This is a genomic window from Lonsdalea britannica (assembly GCF_946477055.1).
Classification (GTDB): Bacteria; Pseudomonadota; Gammaproteobacteria; order Enterobacterales; family Enterobacteriaceae; genus Lonsdalea; species Lonsdalea britannica_A.
Genome location: NZ_CAMKXG010000071.1, coordinates 1 through 13,921, shown reverse-complemented (window position 1 = coordinate 13,921; position 13,921 = coordinate 1). Strand labels below are relative to the sequence as shown.

The following is a 13,921-nucleotide window of genomic DNA, read 5'->3' as shown; positions in this document are numbered from 1 at the left end:
GCGAAGTCGAGATAGCTGGCGACGCCGGGAAGGGCGGGCTGAGTGGAACTCTCTTTCGATGCAGACAGGGCGGCGGCGTACAAGGTATGGATCTCGCCGGGGATCTGGAAAAGGGAGTAGCCGTCGATCAGCGTGTGATCCACCGCGAGGCAGACGGTTGTGGCGTCAGAATGACTGAGGGTGGTAAAGAGATAGCCCGGCCAGTGCAGGGGGCCAACTTCATCGTCGAACAGCGCCTCGAGATGGATCGCCAACGCTGTCGCGTCTGTAAAATCGCCCGCTTCGCCGGGGGTTATCTCAATCGCGCCGGGTTCCAGCGTTATCCGTGTTAACCGTCGGTCGGCGTGAGAGGAGCCGACGGGGATCAGGTGGCTGCGCAAGGTTTCATGCCGGTCGATCCAGTGACGGATCGCTGTCATGAAGGCCGAAGCGTTCAAGTCGGCCGACATATCGAAGGCGCACCCCAGCCAGGCCGCCGTCGACGAGCCGTTGTCCCTGTCATCCAGCGCGCCCAATATGCTCGCTTCCTGAAGGCAGGAGGCCCGGCGAGCGTCTTTGACCCAGCGGGGATCGGTGGCGGAAGGGCCGTGTACGCGCCAGGCGGTGAGGCGTCCCGCTGGCAGATTGAGTGAGGCTATATCAGTGAACTTCATGAACGTTTCCCTGTATCGGTGAAGGACGAAAAAGACTCAGGCGGGGGCGGTTTCGTTTCGAAGCGCGGCCAGTTGAGGCTCGCGCACCGCCCACAGCGGCGACATGACAATCCACACGGCGGCGGCGGCGATCAGCACGCCTGTCACCAACAGCGTCGTTCGCGTTCCCAGCCACATCCCGCAGGAGCCGCCGACCACCGCGCCTAACGGCGCCAGGCCCCAGACCAGCGTACGGATGCTGGCATTCACCCGTCCGTGGATTTCCGCCGGAGCTAACGCATATCGGATGGGGACCTGATGGACGTTGTAGGTCTGTATCCCGATCCACATGATGCATTGAGATAATCCGACGACGAGGATGTTCGGCAGCAGCGGACAGAGCATGGCGCCGACGGCGCTGACGAGGATTGCCGCGACCAGCGTGCGGCCAAGGCCCAGCACTCTTGCCGTCGGGCGGGCCAGCAGGGCACCCACAACGCAGCCGATGGCGGCAACGCTGGTGACGATACCTATCTCGGTCGAGGTCAGTTTCAACTGGTCGGAGAGATAGAGAATAAAGACGGCGGAATAGGCGCTGTAGAAGAAAATCAGCGTGACGGTGGCGAAGGTTGACGCACGCAGCGGCGGCGTCCGGATCAGAAACCGCATGCCCTCGGCCGCCTCCTTCAAAATACGCGCCAGCGCGCCGCCCGTGGGGGCATCACAGGCAGAGCTAACATTAAGCCGCCGACGCGCCGACGCGGTGGCGACAAAAGGAAGCAGGGCCGACATCAGCAGGAAGGAAACGGAGTCAGCCAGTATCGCCACGGCGGGTGACGTGGCCGCGATCAGCCATCCCGCGATGGGCAGGCCGACCACCATGACGGCTGACTGCCCGAGTTCCAGCCTGCTTTGTGCCTTTGTCAGTTGCAGGTAAGGCACCAGCGCGGGCACCCAGGCCAGAAAGGTGACATCGGCGACCACCATGGCGGCACCGGTCAGCGTGGCGACGGTATAGAGGTGCCACATACTGACCTGCCCGGACAGAAAAAAAACCAGCGGCACGCTAGCCAGCGTTAGCGCCATGATGATGTTGGCCGTCATCAGCAGCAGACGGTGCGAGTAGCTGTCGACGAGCAGACCGGCAAACAGCCCGAGCAACAGGTACGGGGTTCTGCTACAGGCGAGCAGAACCCCGGTTTCGAACGGGCTGGCATGATTGAGGTTGATCGCCGTCAGTGGGAGAGCGAGGTGCGTGACCTGCGTGCCCACCAAAGAGAGCGATTGGCCCGTGAGAAGAAGGTGGAAGCTGCGTGGCAGCCGCGGTGAGACATCCTGTAAAACCTGCATCGCCATGCTCTCCGTGGATCGTTGATGAGCTTACAGTTCGTAGCCCAGACGTTTCAGTTCGGCCCCTGCGATGTGCTCGAATTCAGCAATTTGTGTTGGGCTGAGATCCTGCAAATAGCGTCCATTCCGCCCCCGGTAGAGTGGTTGACGCGCCGTTTCAGCGGACGGATGGCCCCAGGGTTTGTCGAACAGGGCATGGTTCTGATCGGCATGGCGCATGACCGCCTCATTCCACGGCAGCCCCAGAAAATCCAGCATCTGCGCAATCGTCTCGCGCGGGAGGGTCACCAGATCTTCATAGCGGACTTCCATATAACGTGAGTCCGGCGCGGTCAGACGCGCGTGGGCTACGATCTCGAGCCAGCCGTTGGCGGCTTCGGCAATCGTCTGGTATCCCCAGTCGGGAACGGTCTTGAGGTGAGAGGCCGCCAGATCCCGCCCATCGCGCACGATATGGATAAACCGGGCCTCAGGCCAGATTGCCGCGTAGGTGCCGATATCCTTGATTCTTCGCTGCAGTTTCAGCCCCCATCGCTGCGTTCCCGTTTGCTCGCGGCGGCGCTCACCCATCAACTCGATAAGACGGCAGCGATCTTCGAGCGCGGAAAGATCCCGGCCGCACTCGGCCATCAGGCTCTTCACTAATACTCTGACTTCATGACGAGCGAGACCGGAGCGTTCACACTGAACCACAAAATGCACCCCGTCGTACCACTCGGGGGCGAACGTTTCCTTCGTCGCGCCAACGAGCAGACTTTCGTTGGCATCCAAAAAGTCGCAGACGGCCAGAATATGCGGACCCAGATTGACCGGCTCCGTGAAGTCGATCTCCGGGCCGACCACGAGGTCCGGGTGCGAATCGAGAATGACGCTGAGCAGCGTGGTGCCCGAGCGGTTTTCCCCTCCCAGCAGCACCGGGTTGGTTGTGAGTTCACAAGACGTGACGGTTGCGGATGGACCCGACATGTTGCCTCCTTTCCGTGGAAGAATGTTTCAAATAAACATCACCCGCTTGCTGAATAACGTGACCGTGAAGGCAAACAAGGGGGCATATATTGTCTAGTGTCTAGTCATAAGCAATAAACGGATTAAGGTGATATGAAGTCACCCCACGAGAATATTTACGCTTAATACATAATTAGCATTGGCTATTCTGATAATCAACATTGGATTGGATGAATTTTTTTATTTTTCATAATGTCAGAAAAATAAATAACAAAGCCTGATGCAAGGGCGAGAGATATCAGGTGTTTTTTGATTTTTGGGAAGAAAACAAATAGCCAATAGATATCCAGAGAAGCAGGAAATAAACCGTGTTGTCGAGATGTTTTTTAAAAAACAAAGAGAAATCAATAAGGTTGATTTTATTTTTATTGAGAGTGAATTTATATTATCTCCGCAGCGATGAAATCCGCCTTGTCTTATTGTGAATTAGCATCCCAGGTTATGGGAAAACTAAGTCGGGTCATTATTTATATTTTTAATCAATGGCTATGGGTGAGCGATTCTCCCCGGGAAGTGTAAATTATCTCGGGCAGCATCCGCTATTTTCGAATACAGCAGGGCAATTTATTCTGAGGATAAACGGCATGATGTGTAAAAAGGTGAATATCATGCCGTTTGAGTGGGGGCGATGGGCGAAGGTTTAGCGCGATAGCGCTCCACCGATGGGGAGAGCGCTATGGAGAGTCTGAGGCATTTATTGTCCGCATCAGACTCTCATCAGTGCCCGTATCCGCCGCTGGCCGGGAGCGTCACGTGCTTATCGCGGGGGATTATTGGCAATCGCGGGTCCGCACCGTCGCGCCCATATCGCTGGTCAACGTGTTGTGCGTGTCTGTGCCTATATAGACGAGTCCGCCCATCGCGGCGCTTCCCGACACTTCACGTGCGCGGCACAGGTCCGCTTCCGCGCCCATCGCCACGCTCATGTGGGCTGACTGGACCACCAGATCGTGGGTGTCGTTGACCAGTTTCGCGCCCATCGCCAGCTTGGCATCCAGACGGTGAAGGTTGCCGCTCAGCGCTATCGTGGAGCCCATGCTGCCATCCACCGTCACCTGCTCCGTGCTGAGGGCGCAGGCATCGGCCTTCAGGTTGACGCCAAAGGTGGTCTTGATTGACCGTACGGGTTTGTCCGTAAAAATCGTCAGGTCTGTTTTATTGTCCGAGAGATCCCACCCGTCTACGTCGCGGGTCACCCCCGTCATGCTGAGCTTCTTGCTCGCCGAATGGACCTGCAATTGATCCAACACCTTTTGGGATGCGCTGGCCACGGCATAAGGCTTATCCGCGCATTTGAGCGTGACGGAAAGCCCTTTCGATAACTCCAGTTCGTCAAAGGAAGATAGGTCTATCCGTTTCTCAATATCGGCCGCTGAAGCGGCGTTGAGGGTGGCGCCAAAAAGCAATGCGAGAGAAAAAACAGTGTTCAAGCGGGTCATAGGACCTCCGTAGCGCGTATTTAAAAAGAACCGAGAGAAACCGGGGTCGCCAGAGGCGTGGCCGTCAGGGACACATCGCCTCTCGGCGCGAGGCTGAGACCAAATTCCGGGCGCAGGTCCACCGGTCGCGTTCCGGGCGCCAGTTGGAATTGGCAGCGTTGCGAGAGTCGAGCCAGTGTTATCACCAACTGATGAAGCGAAAGTGACATCCCTACGCAGTGGCGTTTGCCCGTCCCGAAAGGAAAGTAGTGGTACGGCGGGATAGGGCCCTGAAGAAAACGATCGATATTGAACTGTATCGGTTCAGGCCAAAGACAGGCGTCATGATGTACCAGCCAGGGGGAAAACAGGATCGCGGTGCCGGTGGGGATGCGGTAACCCGCGATCTCAATATCCTGTAATACCGTCCGTTCCACCAGCGATGAGACCGGCGTCAGCCGCAGCGATTCTTTAACGGCGGCCAGCGTGACCGGGCATTTTTGCAGGCTGATCCCGTCGGGGGGGAGCGCGCGCGTTTCCTGAGCGATCCGCGCCTGTACGTCGGGGTGCCGGGCCAGATGGATCAGACACCATTGAAGGCTGGTGGCCGGGTTATCAATACTGCCTGACAAATTGCCCATCACCTGATTCACCAGCGACGCTTTGCGCTCCGGGTGGCGGGCGACGTCGAGGGCATGATAAAGCTGGGCCAGCATCGTATCCGGCTCGTCGGCGATGCCGAGCAGGCTCGCCTCTACCAGCGTATGCAGGCGCTGACGATAATTCAGCAGGATCGGATCGCGAAGCAACGTCTCTCGATCGACGGTGGCGGCTTTTTGGATTAGCGCGTAGAACGCCTGATGGGTTTCCGTGGCGAAGCGCTGGCCTTCCCGGCGCGTACAGCGATGGCCGATAAAGGGCGGCATCACGGCGCGCACCGCCCACTCGAGCGTGAGATCGCGCAGTGCCACGGGTGCCGAGGTGGCAAACTGACCGACAAGCCAATCCGCGCTTTCCGTCACAGACAGCTGCAACGACGCGCATTTCGGATTGACCTGCGGCACGGTGAGTCTTCTGCGCTGCCGCCATTCGTCGCCATCCTGCGCAAACGTGAGCGCATCTCCCAGCAGGAGGCGGCCAACGGCTGCGGAGGACGGCAGTGTCAGAACATCCTTACCGAAACGATCGTCATTTTTCTGCCAGTAGCGCACGTGACGGGCGCCGCCCAGCACGACCAAATCGGCGCTGTTGGCGAATCGGAGCCGGACCACATCGCCCTCGGCGGCGACCGCTTCCTCCACCGTCTTTAAAATGCCGAGCGCGCGTAGACGCTTTTCGTCAACGTCAACGGTGGGTAGGGCGGTATAAGGTCGTATCACGTTTGCTCCTTATCATCCGGCGATGCGCTGTGGGTCTGGGAGGACGCTGCAAGCGCCGATAAAGGCGCCCGCGCCGATGGACAGCAGGCCGCAGCGTTTTGATAAGGGCTGACTATTTTGCAGTCGGCGGCTCAACAGCAAAAAGGGATCGGCCGCACAACAATGGCCCACGTCCGGCAATAACCGGGTATCGATACGTGCTTCGAATTCAGGATGGAGCCGCGTGAAGTTAAGCCAGGTCAGGCGGTTGATATTGTGCGGCAGCAACACGCTATGCGTCTGAAAAGAAAACGCAATGGATGCCAGCGCGTGATCCATCATCGCGTTGTGTTCGGCATAGAAGGCGCTTTTTTGCGGCGATTCGATAAAGAGTCCGGGCCAGAATTCAGCGCGATGTTCCACAAAAGGAGGCGTCAGCTGTATCCCGTCATCCTGATTGTCCAGCAGCATGACGACGAAGCCATCGCCAAGGATCGTGCAGCCGGGGATATAACGTTCCCCCAGCGCGAATGTGCTGAGCGAGTCGCCCAATACCAGCAGCGCGCGTTGCGACAGCCCGGCCCGAAAGAGCGACTGGAGCATCTTGAGTCCCCAGAATCCGCCGCCGCAGTTGTGTTGATCAATCTCGTAACGGTGCTTTACCTGTGTTAACGCCGGATGGCGACGGATCAGTTCTGTCGTCAGGCCTTCCCCTTCGGCGGGCTGGATCGGCAGGGCATGCACGTAAATCAGCGTATCGATGGGCGTCTCTTCGGCGCTCACATCAAGCCTGTCCAGCAGGGACAAAAAGGTATTAAGGAGCGAGTCCGTACGCGGCAGCGCGGCGACATGTTCGATACCGAAGAGTTTACTGAATACGCGAGCTTCGCTACGGCTGCCGCCGGCCGCTTGAATAATATCGACCGCGTCTACGCGCGCCGTAGGGATGTCATCCACCATGCGGGTCAGTCGCATGCTCTATTCTCCGTTCCCTGAAAGGCCAGTGCGGTTATCGTCGTCTCTTCCCGCAGCAACAGCAGGTGATCGTGGCGCGTGTCGCCTTGCGCCAGAGCCGCAAACAGCGAGGTACACAACAGGCGATCATCCGCCGGGAGAGGGTGTTCGTGCTCAGGCAGCCGCGACAGCAAGGTGGGACTGGCGACGAGACGATAGTGATCCGCCAGCCCGAAATGCTGTTTTAACTCTTCGCAATGTGCCGCTATTCCGGAAGCATTCAGCTCGCTGCGTTGATAACCCAGATAACGCCAGCCGTCGTCGTCCCGATTCACGGCGACGATGCTGGCGCTGTTATGCGGCGCGAGACTGCGCATCAGCGGGGAGCGATAGAGCAGGTGTTTTTGGTCGGCAATCAGCAGCAAGGCCCGTCGGGCGCTGTGTCGAAGATAGCGATGCAGCGCGTCAAAGGCGAACAGCGGGGCGGACAGCCCTCGGTCGCTGATGGCCAGCGCAAAACTCTGTTCGCTGAGATCCAGCTGGTGGATAACATGATTGACGACGGACGTTCCCAGATGCAGATCTGGCGTCCAGTGCGCCAGCATCACCACATCGATATCCCGGCAGTCGGTGACGGCCTGCAGCGACGGCAATAAACCATCCATCATGCGCACGAACGGCGCTTTGTCTTCGGCGGTAATGCACTCGACCACCTGGCTTTGCGTAGGATCCCACGGCAGCCCGTTCGACTGAAAAAACGCGGCGACGTAATCCTCCCAGTGATCGACTTCATCCAGCCAGGCGGGATTAAATGGCTCCAGTTCGCCAAACGTATTCCAGATGATGTGCCGGGGATGCAGGCTCAGGCTCATCACTGTTCCTTACCGGCAAGGAAGCCGCGCCAGCCGTTGAGCAGCTGAATATGCGACGTCCCTTCCATGTATTCAAAGGCGAAAGCATCGCGGTATCGTTTCATGAGGCCCGGCTGATTTACCCAATGTTTCGTGGGCAGAAGGTGAGGAAGCCGGTGAGCGACTCGTTCGACGAACGCCGTGGCCTGTCGTTTGATCTGACTGGTTTGCCAGACGCGCGAACGCTGTTGCTGAAAGTGTTCACCCACTTCCATCAGGCGGGCGTACAGCGAGTGGTACTCCCGCCACAGCGCGTTTTCAGGGATATTTTCCCGGTCGAGCGCCTCCAGAAAACCGCGCGCGGTGCCCAGCGCCATCGCAGCGACGAGGGGGCGATGCTTCTCGAAGACCTGCGTTAGCGCATTCATGCCCTGTCGCAGGGGGCTGGCCGTTAATCCCAGGATGTGTTCAGGCTGAACGGGGAATGCGTCAAACGTGATCTGCGATAATCCCGCACCGGCAAGTCCGTAGGCGGCCAGCGGTTCGACGGTGATGGCTGCGGGCGCTTGTTGCGGCTCCACCATGACCAGTTGTGTCCTGTCGCCGTGTCGCGCGAACACCAGACCAATGCTGGCAATCTGTGCGCCGCCGATAAACATTTTGCTGCCCGTCAGCGTGAGTCCCTGCTCACCGCTATCGAGGCGCGTCGTAATCGACGAGGCATCAGAGCCAATCTCCGGTTCGCTCACGGCGAAAAAGGTCCAGGACGGCTGCGTCAGGAAGCGGGAAAAAAAATGCTCCTGCTGCGCGTCGTTGCCCAGCATCTGCACGGCCCGGCAGGCGAGAGAGGTGCCCGGCAGAGAGAGTAAACAGCTGGCGTCCGAACGCGAAATATATTCCACGACGCGTAAATAGGTGGGGAAGTGACGCATATCAAACGGCATTGCTGCTGCATGATCTCGCCAGGGATTATATTTATCGGGCAAGCCGGTATGAGATAACGTTAATAAGAGATCATCCTTAATATAATTGACGCCTTCCTGAACGTTATCTTCAAGTATTAAACCTGCGGAATAAAATTTCTCCAGGCTTTTATCCAATACGTTCAGGTGATATTCATCCTTTTTCACTGTTATCCCTCAGCCGGTCAATGACGCTGCACTCTATTTCCTGACAGCAGTCTAATCCTTGTCGAATGATTGAATTGATTCAGATTGCGCACGGCGCGTTAATTCATCTCAGAAACATATTCCACCATGGTGGACGCCGCCGTAACGCCTAAACCAATACTGATTAATAGAACTTTGTCGCCGGGCTTTATTTGTTTGGTTTTTATCAGGTACTGCAAATTGATAAAAGGATCGGCGCCGAAACAGTGGCCGTACAAAGGAACATTCTCCATCACTATTTTGCCGACCGGCAAAAACAACGTTCTTTCAATTTCTTTCCAGGACGCCAGGTTAACGTTATGAGGCGCAATATAAGCCATATCATCAAAGCCCAGACCGGCGTTGGTCAGGCTCTCGGTGATGTGGCGGCACACAAAATCGGTGTAGATATGGGAAAAATGTACCGGGCAGCGGTCCGTAAAGTGGCCGCTGTTGATGCTGAACCGGCCATCGCGCGTCGTTGTCGTTCCGAGCAGACGCACCGGGCCGGGGCGTCGCGATACCAGCAGCACACAGGCGGCTTCGCCCATGATGGTGGTGTCGGCGATGAACTGCACTTTGGGATGGAACGCCTTCTCCGCGATGATCACCAGCGCGTATTCCTCGTCGCCAAGCCAGCTGGCGACCTGATCCAGCGCCACCAGTCCGGTGGCGCAATGGCTCATGGTGTATCCCGCGTATTCGACGTGATCCCCGACGATCTGCCTGACGAGCGCGGGCAAAATCGGCGCGCCAAAGGGCGTGACGGAGGGAATGGTATGGCAATGCACGCAGAGTTTGATGTTATCCACGATTGCCGCGTGGCGCCGGACGATGCTCTGTAGCGCGGGCGCGATGAGGCCGGTCAGATCCTGACTCTTATCGTGAGGAAACTGCCGCAGCCCATAGAAGCGCTCAAACATTTTGGCTTCGATCCGCGTCAGTCCCAGCGTGTGCGCCGCCTCGTCCAACGTCTGCATCTTCGGCGCGAAGGCGATTTCCATGTCGTTAAGCGTCAAGCGCATCCGCGGACCTCCCGTTCGGCAGGGGACAAAAACGCGCCACCCGCTGCGCCAGCTCGGGATGCTGAACCAGCCCCATGTGTCCCGTGTTAGCGGGGAGCCAGAGCGTACTGCGGGGATGTCTGGCGGCTAAGCGTTTCGCTTCATGCACCGGAATAACCTCGTCATCGCTCCCGTGGCAGATCAACAGGTTGCCGCCGGATAAACATGGTTCCGGGGCCAGCAGCGATGGGGGAAGGTGCTGGTCATCCACATAGGCCGCCGCCAGCGCGGCGGCGTCAAAACCGGCCTGTCGGGTCTGGCTGAGGTAGCGTTCGAACAGCGAGGTCAGCGTGACCGGCCCCGCCAGTGACAGGCGATGGTGACTCCTCAGCGCACCCTGCGCCCGCGCGACCTCGACCAGCAGCGCGCCTGCTGAGTGGGCAACGATGAGATCAAAATGACCAAAGCGACGCTCAAGGGCGTTGAGCCACTGCAACTGGGCGGCATACCCGAATTGCATGGCGCTGGCGTCGCCATGCCCCAGCAGGTCGGGGACGATCACGTGCCAGCCGATGGCCGACAAGGCGGCCGCCAACGGACCGAACAACGAGGCATCGCCTCCCCAGCCATGCAGGAGCAGCACCTTCGGTTCATGCATCGCGCCTTGTTCACGCCAGCAGCCCTGTCCGTCGGCGATGGGCAGGCGCGAGGCGGTCATCGTCTGTCGCCATGCGATCTCCTGCCTGCGCAACGGACGGAGGCGAGGACACTCGAAATCCGACAGCAATGCTGCGAGTTTGGCGTCCCTCATCAACCTCTCTGCCCCGTCACGCGCTGGATTTTCATGGCAACAGGCGGGCGGTAGCCCACGGCATCGAGCAGAATGCTTCCTTCGGAGGGCGACGCCAGCCAGTCGGGCAGACTCAGGCGCTCTTCTTCGGGCTGCGTGGCGATATCCCAGCGCCAACCACCGACGTCACGGATCGCCGCTTCGGAGGTGAAATGCAGATACAGCACGTGGGACAGCGCCTGCTCGGTGTGGGGCGTGTAACGGGTGATGGCGTCCAACACCAGCCAGCAGCCGCCGTGCTCTTGCGCCATCGCCGCCGCCAGCTGCATCTCAGACCAGCCCGGCATCGGCGGGTCCACCGCCAGTCCGAGGACTTCACGATAGTGGCCCGTCTGCCAGATAAAGCTGGGCAGCACGGCGGACTTGCACTCTTTCGCCAGACCGGTATGCAGGTACAGCAGCGAATCCGTTTGGTCTTTTCTCAGGGTCTGTAGGGCCTCGACCACCGCCGGGTGATGGGCGATGTGAACGTTATCGCATGCATAAGGGCACGCCGCGATACGTAGCGACGCGGCCTCAACGTCGGGGTGCAGCGCATGCCAGCAACTCAGGCCGGCCAGATCAAAGTCGTTTGCCGCTCGCCACGAAATGTTGGGACGTAACAGGCCAGCCTGATCGATCCAGAAACGGGAAACATCACGCATGAACCCGCTCGCTTTTGAAGACGTGACTGGCGTTCAGCAGGTGGATATTCCGTGTCCCTTCCGTGTATTCGAAACCGCTGATATCGCGCCAGGCTTTGCAAAAGAAAGGATCGCAAACCACCGCCGGGTCGCAGGCGTGAACCAGCTCATGCACCAACTGCTCCGCCAGCAGGGTGGTCTCCGCTTTGGCGAGGCCGATGTGCCGACTGATGCGCTCTCCGCGATCCATTCGCTCCGCGATGGCCAGAAGACGATCAAGTCCGGCGGATAACCGCCTGCGCATCGTACGCAGGCGCGCAGCCTGAGTACGCGGTAAATAACCCACTTCGACGACGTGATCCAGTAGCGCCCGGACTACCCCCAGCGCCAGCGCGCCGACACAGGGGCGCAGATGATCGAACGTCGCGAGCGTGGCGGAAGAAAAGCGCTGCGCGGGGTTCAGATGCGCGCCGACCAGCGCCTCCTCCGGCAGCAACATGTCTTCAAAGCGCAGGTGCGAGATATTACTGCCGGGAACCCCAAAGACGGGCTGGCGGGTAGCGCTAAACCCATCGACCTTAGCCGGTTCGAACAGAAACATATTCAGCCCCAGAGGGCCTTCAGCCGTGCGGGCGAACACAATACCGACATCCGTAATGTGTCCGTTGCCGATGAAATATTTTTCCCCGCTGATACGCCATCCTCCGTCGACCTTGGTCGCCCGCGTCCGAAGATCGCTCGCGTCCGATCCGCGAGCCGGTTCGCTCATGGCAAAGCAGCTGCGGCTGAGTTTCGTTTTGAAGTAACTGAAGAACGTCTCCTGCTGCGCTGCGCTGCCGATGGTCTCAATCACAAACCCCGACATGCCGGGCGTGGGACTGGCGAAAATAAGATTGGGATCGATATATCCCAGCGCTTCATAGAAATAACAGCGTTGAGAAACCGTTAATTCATATAAGACGTCACCATTTTCCAAAACCAAGGGCGTGGGATTCCATTTTTCAGGCAATCCCAAACGATTAAGCTGCGGCGCTAACGCATAGTCATTGGTACGCAGGTAATTGTCGGCGTCGGCCTCCAAAAGTCGCCCGATATACCGGCCTGAATCGAAAGTCGTCATCGCTAATACTCGAAGCGCATGATGTGTTGAACTGATTTCCATGACATATCCTCTGTCTATTCAGGCGGCAGGCTCATTACCCTTGAGACGTGACAGAATAGAGTGATAAATAAAAAATTTTTTACCCGGCTTGCAATGAGCGGGGTGGTTGACCGTCTTTATTTGCGTCGGTGAAGAGGTGTAATAACGCCTGACGATCAATTTTTCCGTTTTGATTAAGGGGGAATTCGGAAATAAAGCGAATGCTTGTGGGAACCATATATTTAGGCAGCTGCTGAGATAAATGAATCCGAAAGGCATGTTCCCCGTTTTCGAGGTGGGAATGGAGCTGCACCAGTAACAGCACGTCGGCCAGTTTTTGCTGTTGATAGACGGGCAGCGCCGTTGCCATGACCGTGTGCGCGAAACTGCACGCCGCAGCATCGATTTCCTGAAGATCAACACGGTTGCCGTGCCATTTGACCTGTGAGTCGCGGCGCCCTTTGATAAACAGATGGCCCTGCGCATTCAGCCAGCCGAGATCGCCGGTGCGGTAGAACGCGACGCCGTGACGTGAGCCAAAGGCGGCATTATTGGGATGTGACTCCGGCAGATAGCCCCGCCCGACCTGATCGCCGTAGACGACGACTTCGCCGATTTCGCCTTCCGGCAGCGACGTGTGCTGCGCATCCTCGATGGCGACCCGCAGCGTGCCGCGAGGCCGACCCAGCGGGAGCAGGCCCGCGTTCTGCGCGGTTGTGCCGTCCAGCGGATGCAGATGCGTCAGGCAGGTCGTCTCCGTCGGACCGTAGCCATGTAAGATCTTGAGCGACGGAAAGCGGGCCAACAGGCGTTCGACCAGCTGTGGGGAGACGCTTTCGCCCCCGACCATCAGAGTGCGAAGATGCGGCAGCGTCGCTGCGTTAAAGCGCGGATCGTTGCACATGATTTCCAGAAAGCTCGGGGTGGAGAACCCACTCGACAGGCTGACCTCCGGTTCGGAAACCATCATGTTGAGGTTCAGCCGGGGCAACGCATTGTACGCGTGCGGCAGCATGATGAGCGGTTTGCCCAACGCAAAACAGGTAAAGAAGTCCAGTAGCCCCATATCAAACGACAGCCGGGCATGATTGAGATGCCCTTCATCCTCCTCGCCCGCGGCTTGCATCACGCGGTGATACCAGCCAAAGAACGCGCCGAAATTATCGCACCCGATCTGCACGCCTTTGGGCTGCCCGGTACTGCCGGAGGTCGAAAGCACATAAAACAGCGGATCGACCGCGGAGGGCGGGGTGTAGCCGCCCGTAAAGTCGCCGTCCGGCAGCGCGGGCAGCCACAGACAGCGGTAGCACTCATTGGCGATCGGCGCCGTGTCCGGATGTTCGCGCCCGTCCAGAATCAGCTCAGTACCGTAAAGGGCGGCGATGTGCGCCATACGCAGCGGCGGGTTGACGCTGTCGACGACGGTAAATGGAACGCCGCACCAGGCGCAGGCCAGCAGTGCCGCCGCCGTATCGCGCTCTTTATGACCGTAGATAAGCACACGTGGCGGCTGAATCCGCGCCAATTCCCCGCAGATAGCGGCAACGCGCGACGCGATGTCGGCATAACGCCAGCTTCCCTGCGCGT

Annotated in this window: 13 protein-coding genes; all 13 read right to left on the bottom strand. The window is 58.6% G+C overall.

What is annotated here, in order from left to right:
- Positions 1–653: hypothetical protein (locus Q7O77_RS07105; protein WP_304164931.1), on the bottom strand; the 653-nt coding region annotated here is incomplete at its 3' end.
- Between the two features lie 36 nt (positions 654–689).
- Complete coding sequence (locus Q7O77_RS07100) at positions 690–1,982, bottom strand: MFS transporter (protein ID WP_304164929.1); 1,293 nt, start codon at positions 1,980–1,982, stop codon at positions 690–692.
- A 30-nt stretch (positions 1,983–2,012) separates the two neighbouring features.
- The gene (locus Q7O77_RS07095) at positions 2,013–2,948 is read right to left on the bottom strand and encodes a sulfotransferase (RefSeq protein ID WP_304164925.1); all 936 of its coding nucleotides are present in this window, start codon (positions 2,946–2,948) and stop codon (positions 2,013–2,015) included.
- A gap of 809 nt (positions 2,949–3,757) precedes the next feature.
- Positions 3,758–4,426, bottom strand: coding sequence for a GIN domain-containing protein (locus tag Q7O77_RS07090; RefSeq protein WP_085651165.1), 669 nt, complete (start codon positions 4,424–4,426; stop codon positions 3,758–3,760).
- Positions 4,427–4,446: 20 nt separating this feature from the next.
- The gene (locus Q7O77_RS07085; protein ID WP_304164921.1) at positions 4,447–5,784 is read right to left on the bottom strand and encodes a cytochrome P450; all 1,338 of its coding nucleotides are present in this window, start codon (positions 5,782–5,784) and stop codon (positions 4,447–4,449) included.
- 12 nt (positions 5,785–5,796) lie between these two features.
- On the bottom strand, positions 5,797–6,738 hold the full coding sequence (locus Q7O77_RS07080; protein WP_304164918.1) for a 3-oxoacyl-ACP synthase: 942 nt from the start codon (positions 6,736–6,738) through the stop codon (positions 5,797–5,799).
- Positions 6,729–7,589: a hypothetical protein gene (locus Q7O77_RS07075; RefSeq protein WP_304164916.1), complete on the bottom strand. Its 861-nt coding sequence runs from the start codon at positions 7,587–7,589 to the stop codon at positions 6,729–6,731. The genes Q7O77_RS07080 and Q7O77_RS07075 overlap by 10 nt, the downstream gene beginning before the upstream one ends.
- Entirely contained in the window at positions 7,589–8,512 is a 924-nt protein-coding gene (locus tag Q7O77_RS07070) for an acyl-CoA dehydrogenase family protein (protein WP_304164914.1), read from the bottom strand. The genes Q7O77_RS07075 and Q7O77_RS07070 overlap by 1 nt, the downstream gene beginning before the upstream one ends.
- 284 nt (positions 8,513–8,796) lie before the next feature.
- Positions 8,797–9,741, bottom strand: a complete 945-nt coding sequence (locus tag Q7O77_RS07065; protein WP_304164911.1) for a 3-oxoacyl-[acyl-carrier-protein] synthase III C-terminal domain-containing protein — start codon at positions 9,739–9,741, stop codon at positions 8,797–8,799.
- Positions 9,725–10,531 carry an alpha/beta fold hydrolase gene (locus Q7O77_RS07060; protein WP_304164907.1) on the bottom strand — a complete coding sequence of 269 codons (807 nt, stop codon included), beginning with the start codon at positions 10,529–10,531 and terminating at the stop codon, positions 9,725–9,727. The genes Q7O77_RS07065 and Q7O77_RS07060 overlap by 17 nt, the downstream gene beginning before the upstream one ends.
- A complete protein-coding gene (locus Q7O77_RS07055) occupies positions 10,531–11,214 on the bottom strand; it encodes a hypothetical protein (RefSeq protein WP_304164904.1) in 684 nt (227 codons plus the stop codon). The genes Q7O77_RS07060 and Q7O77_RS07055 overlap by 1 nt, the downstream gene beginning before the upstream one ends.
- On the bottom strand, positions 11,207–12,355 hold the full coding sequence (locus Q7O77_RS07050; protein ID WP_304164901.1) for an acyl-CoA dehydrogenase family protein: 1,149 nt from the start codon (positions 12,353–12,355) through the stop codon (positions 11,207–11,209). The genes Q7O77_RS07055 and Q7O77_RS07050 overlap by 8 nt, the downstream gene beginning before the upstream one ends.
- Before the next feature lie 79 nt (positions 12,356–12,434).
- A partial coding sequence (locus Q7O77_RS07045; protein WP_304164898.1) for an AMP-binding protein occupies positions 12,435–13,921 on the bottom strand: 1,487 nt, incomplete at its 5' end.

Excerpts from the sequence above, each read along its gene's own strand:
- Q7O77_RS07100 (WP_304164929.1), bottom strand. The coding sequence starts at position 1,982 with ATGCAGGTTTTACAGGATGTCTCACCGCGGCTGCCACGCAGCTTCCAC.
- Q7O77_RS07095 (WP_304164925.1), bottom strand. The coding sequence starts at position 2,948 with ATGTCGGGTCCATCCGCAACCGTCACGTCTTGTGAACTCACAACCAAC.
- Q7O77_RS07090 (WP_085651165.1), bottom strand. The coding sequence starts at position 4,426 with ATGACCCGCTTGAACACTGTTTTTTCTCTCGCATTGCTTTTTGGCGCC.
- Q7O77_RS07080 (WP_304164918.1), bottom strand. The coding sequence starts at position 6,738 with ATGCGACTGACCCGCATGGTGGATGACATCCCTACGGCGCGCGTAGAC.
- Q7O77_RS07075 (WP_304164916.1), bottom strand. The coding sequence starts at position 7,589 with ATGAGCCTGAGCCTGCATCCCCGGCACATCATCTGGAATACGTTTGGC.
- Q7O77_RS07070 (WP_304164914.1), bottom strand. The coding sequence starts at position 8,512 with ATGCCGTTTGATATGCGTCACTTCCCCACCTATTTACGCGTCGTGGAA.
- Q7O77_RS07065 (WP_304164911.1), bottom strand. The coding sequence starts at position 9,741 with ATGCGCTTGACGCTTAACGACATGGAAATCGCCTTCGCGCCGAAGATG.
- Q7O77_RS07060 (WP_304164907.1), bottom strand. The coding sequence starts at position 10,531 with ATGAGGGACGCCAAACTCGCAGCATTGCTGTCGGATTTCGAGTGTCCT.
- Q7O77_RS07055 (WP_304164904.1), bottom strand. The coding sequence starts at position 11,214 with ATGCGTGATGTTTCCCGTTTCTGGATCGATCAGGCTGGCCTGTTACGT.
- Q7O77_RS07050 (WP_304164901.1), bottom strand. The coding sequence starts at position 12,355 with ATGGAAATCAGTTCAACACATCATGCGCTTCGAGTATTAGCGATGACG.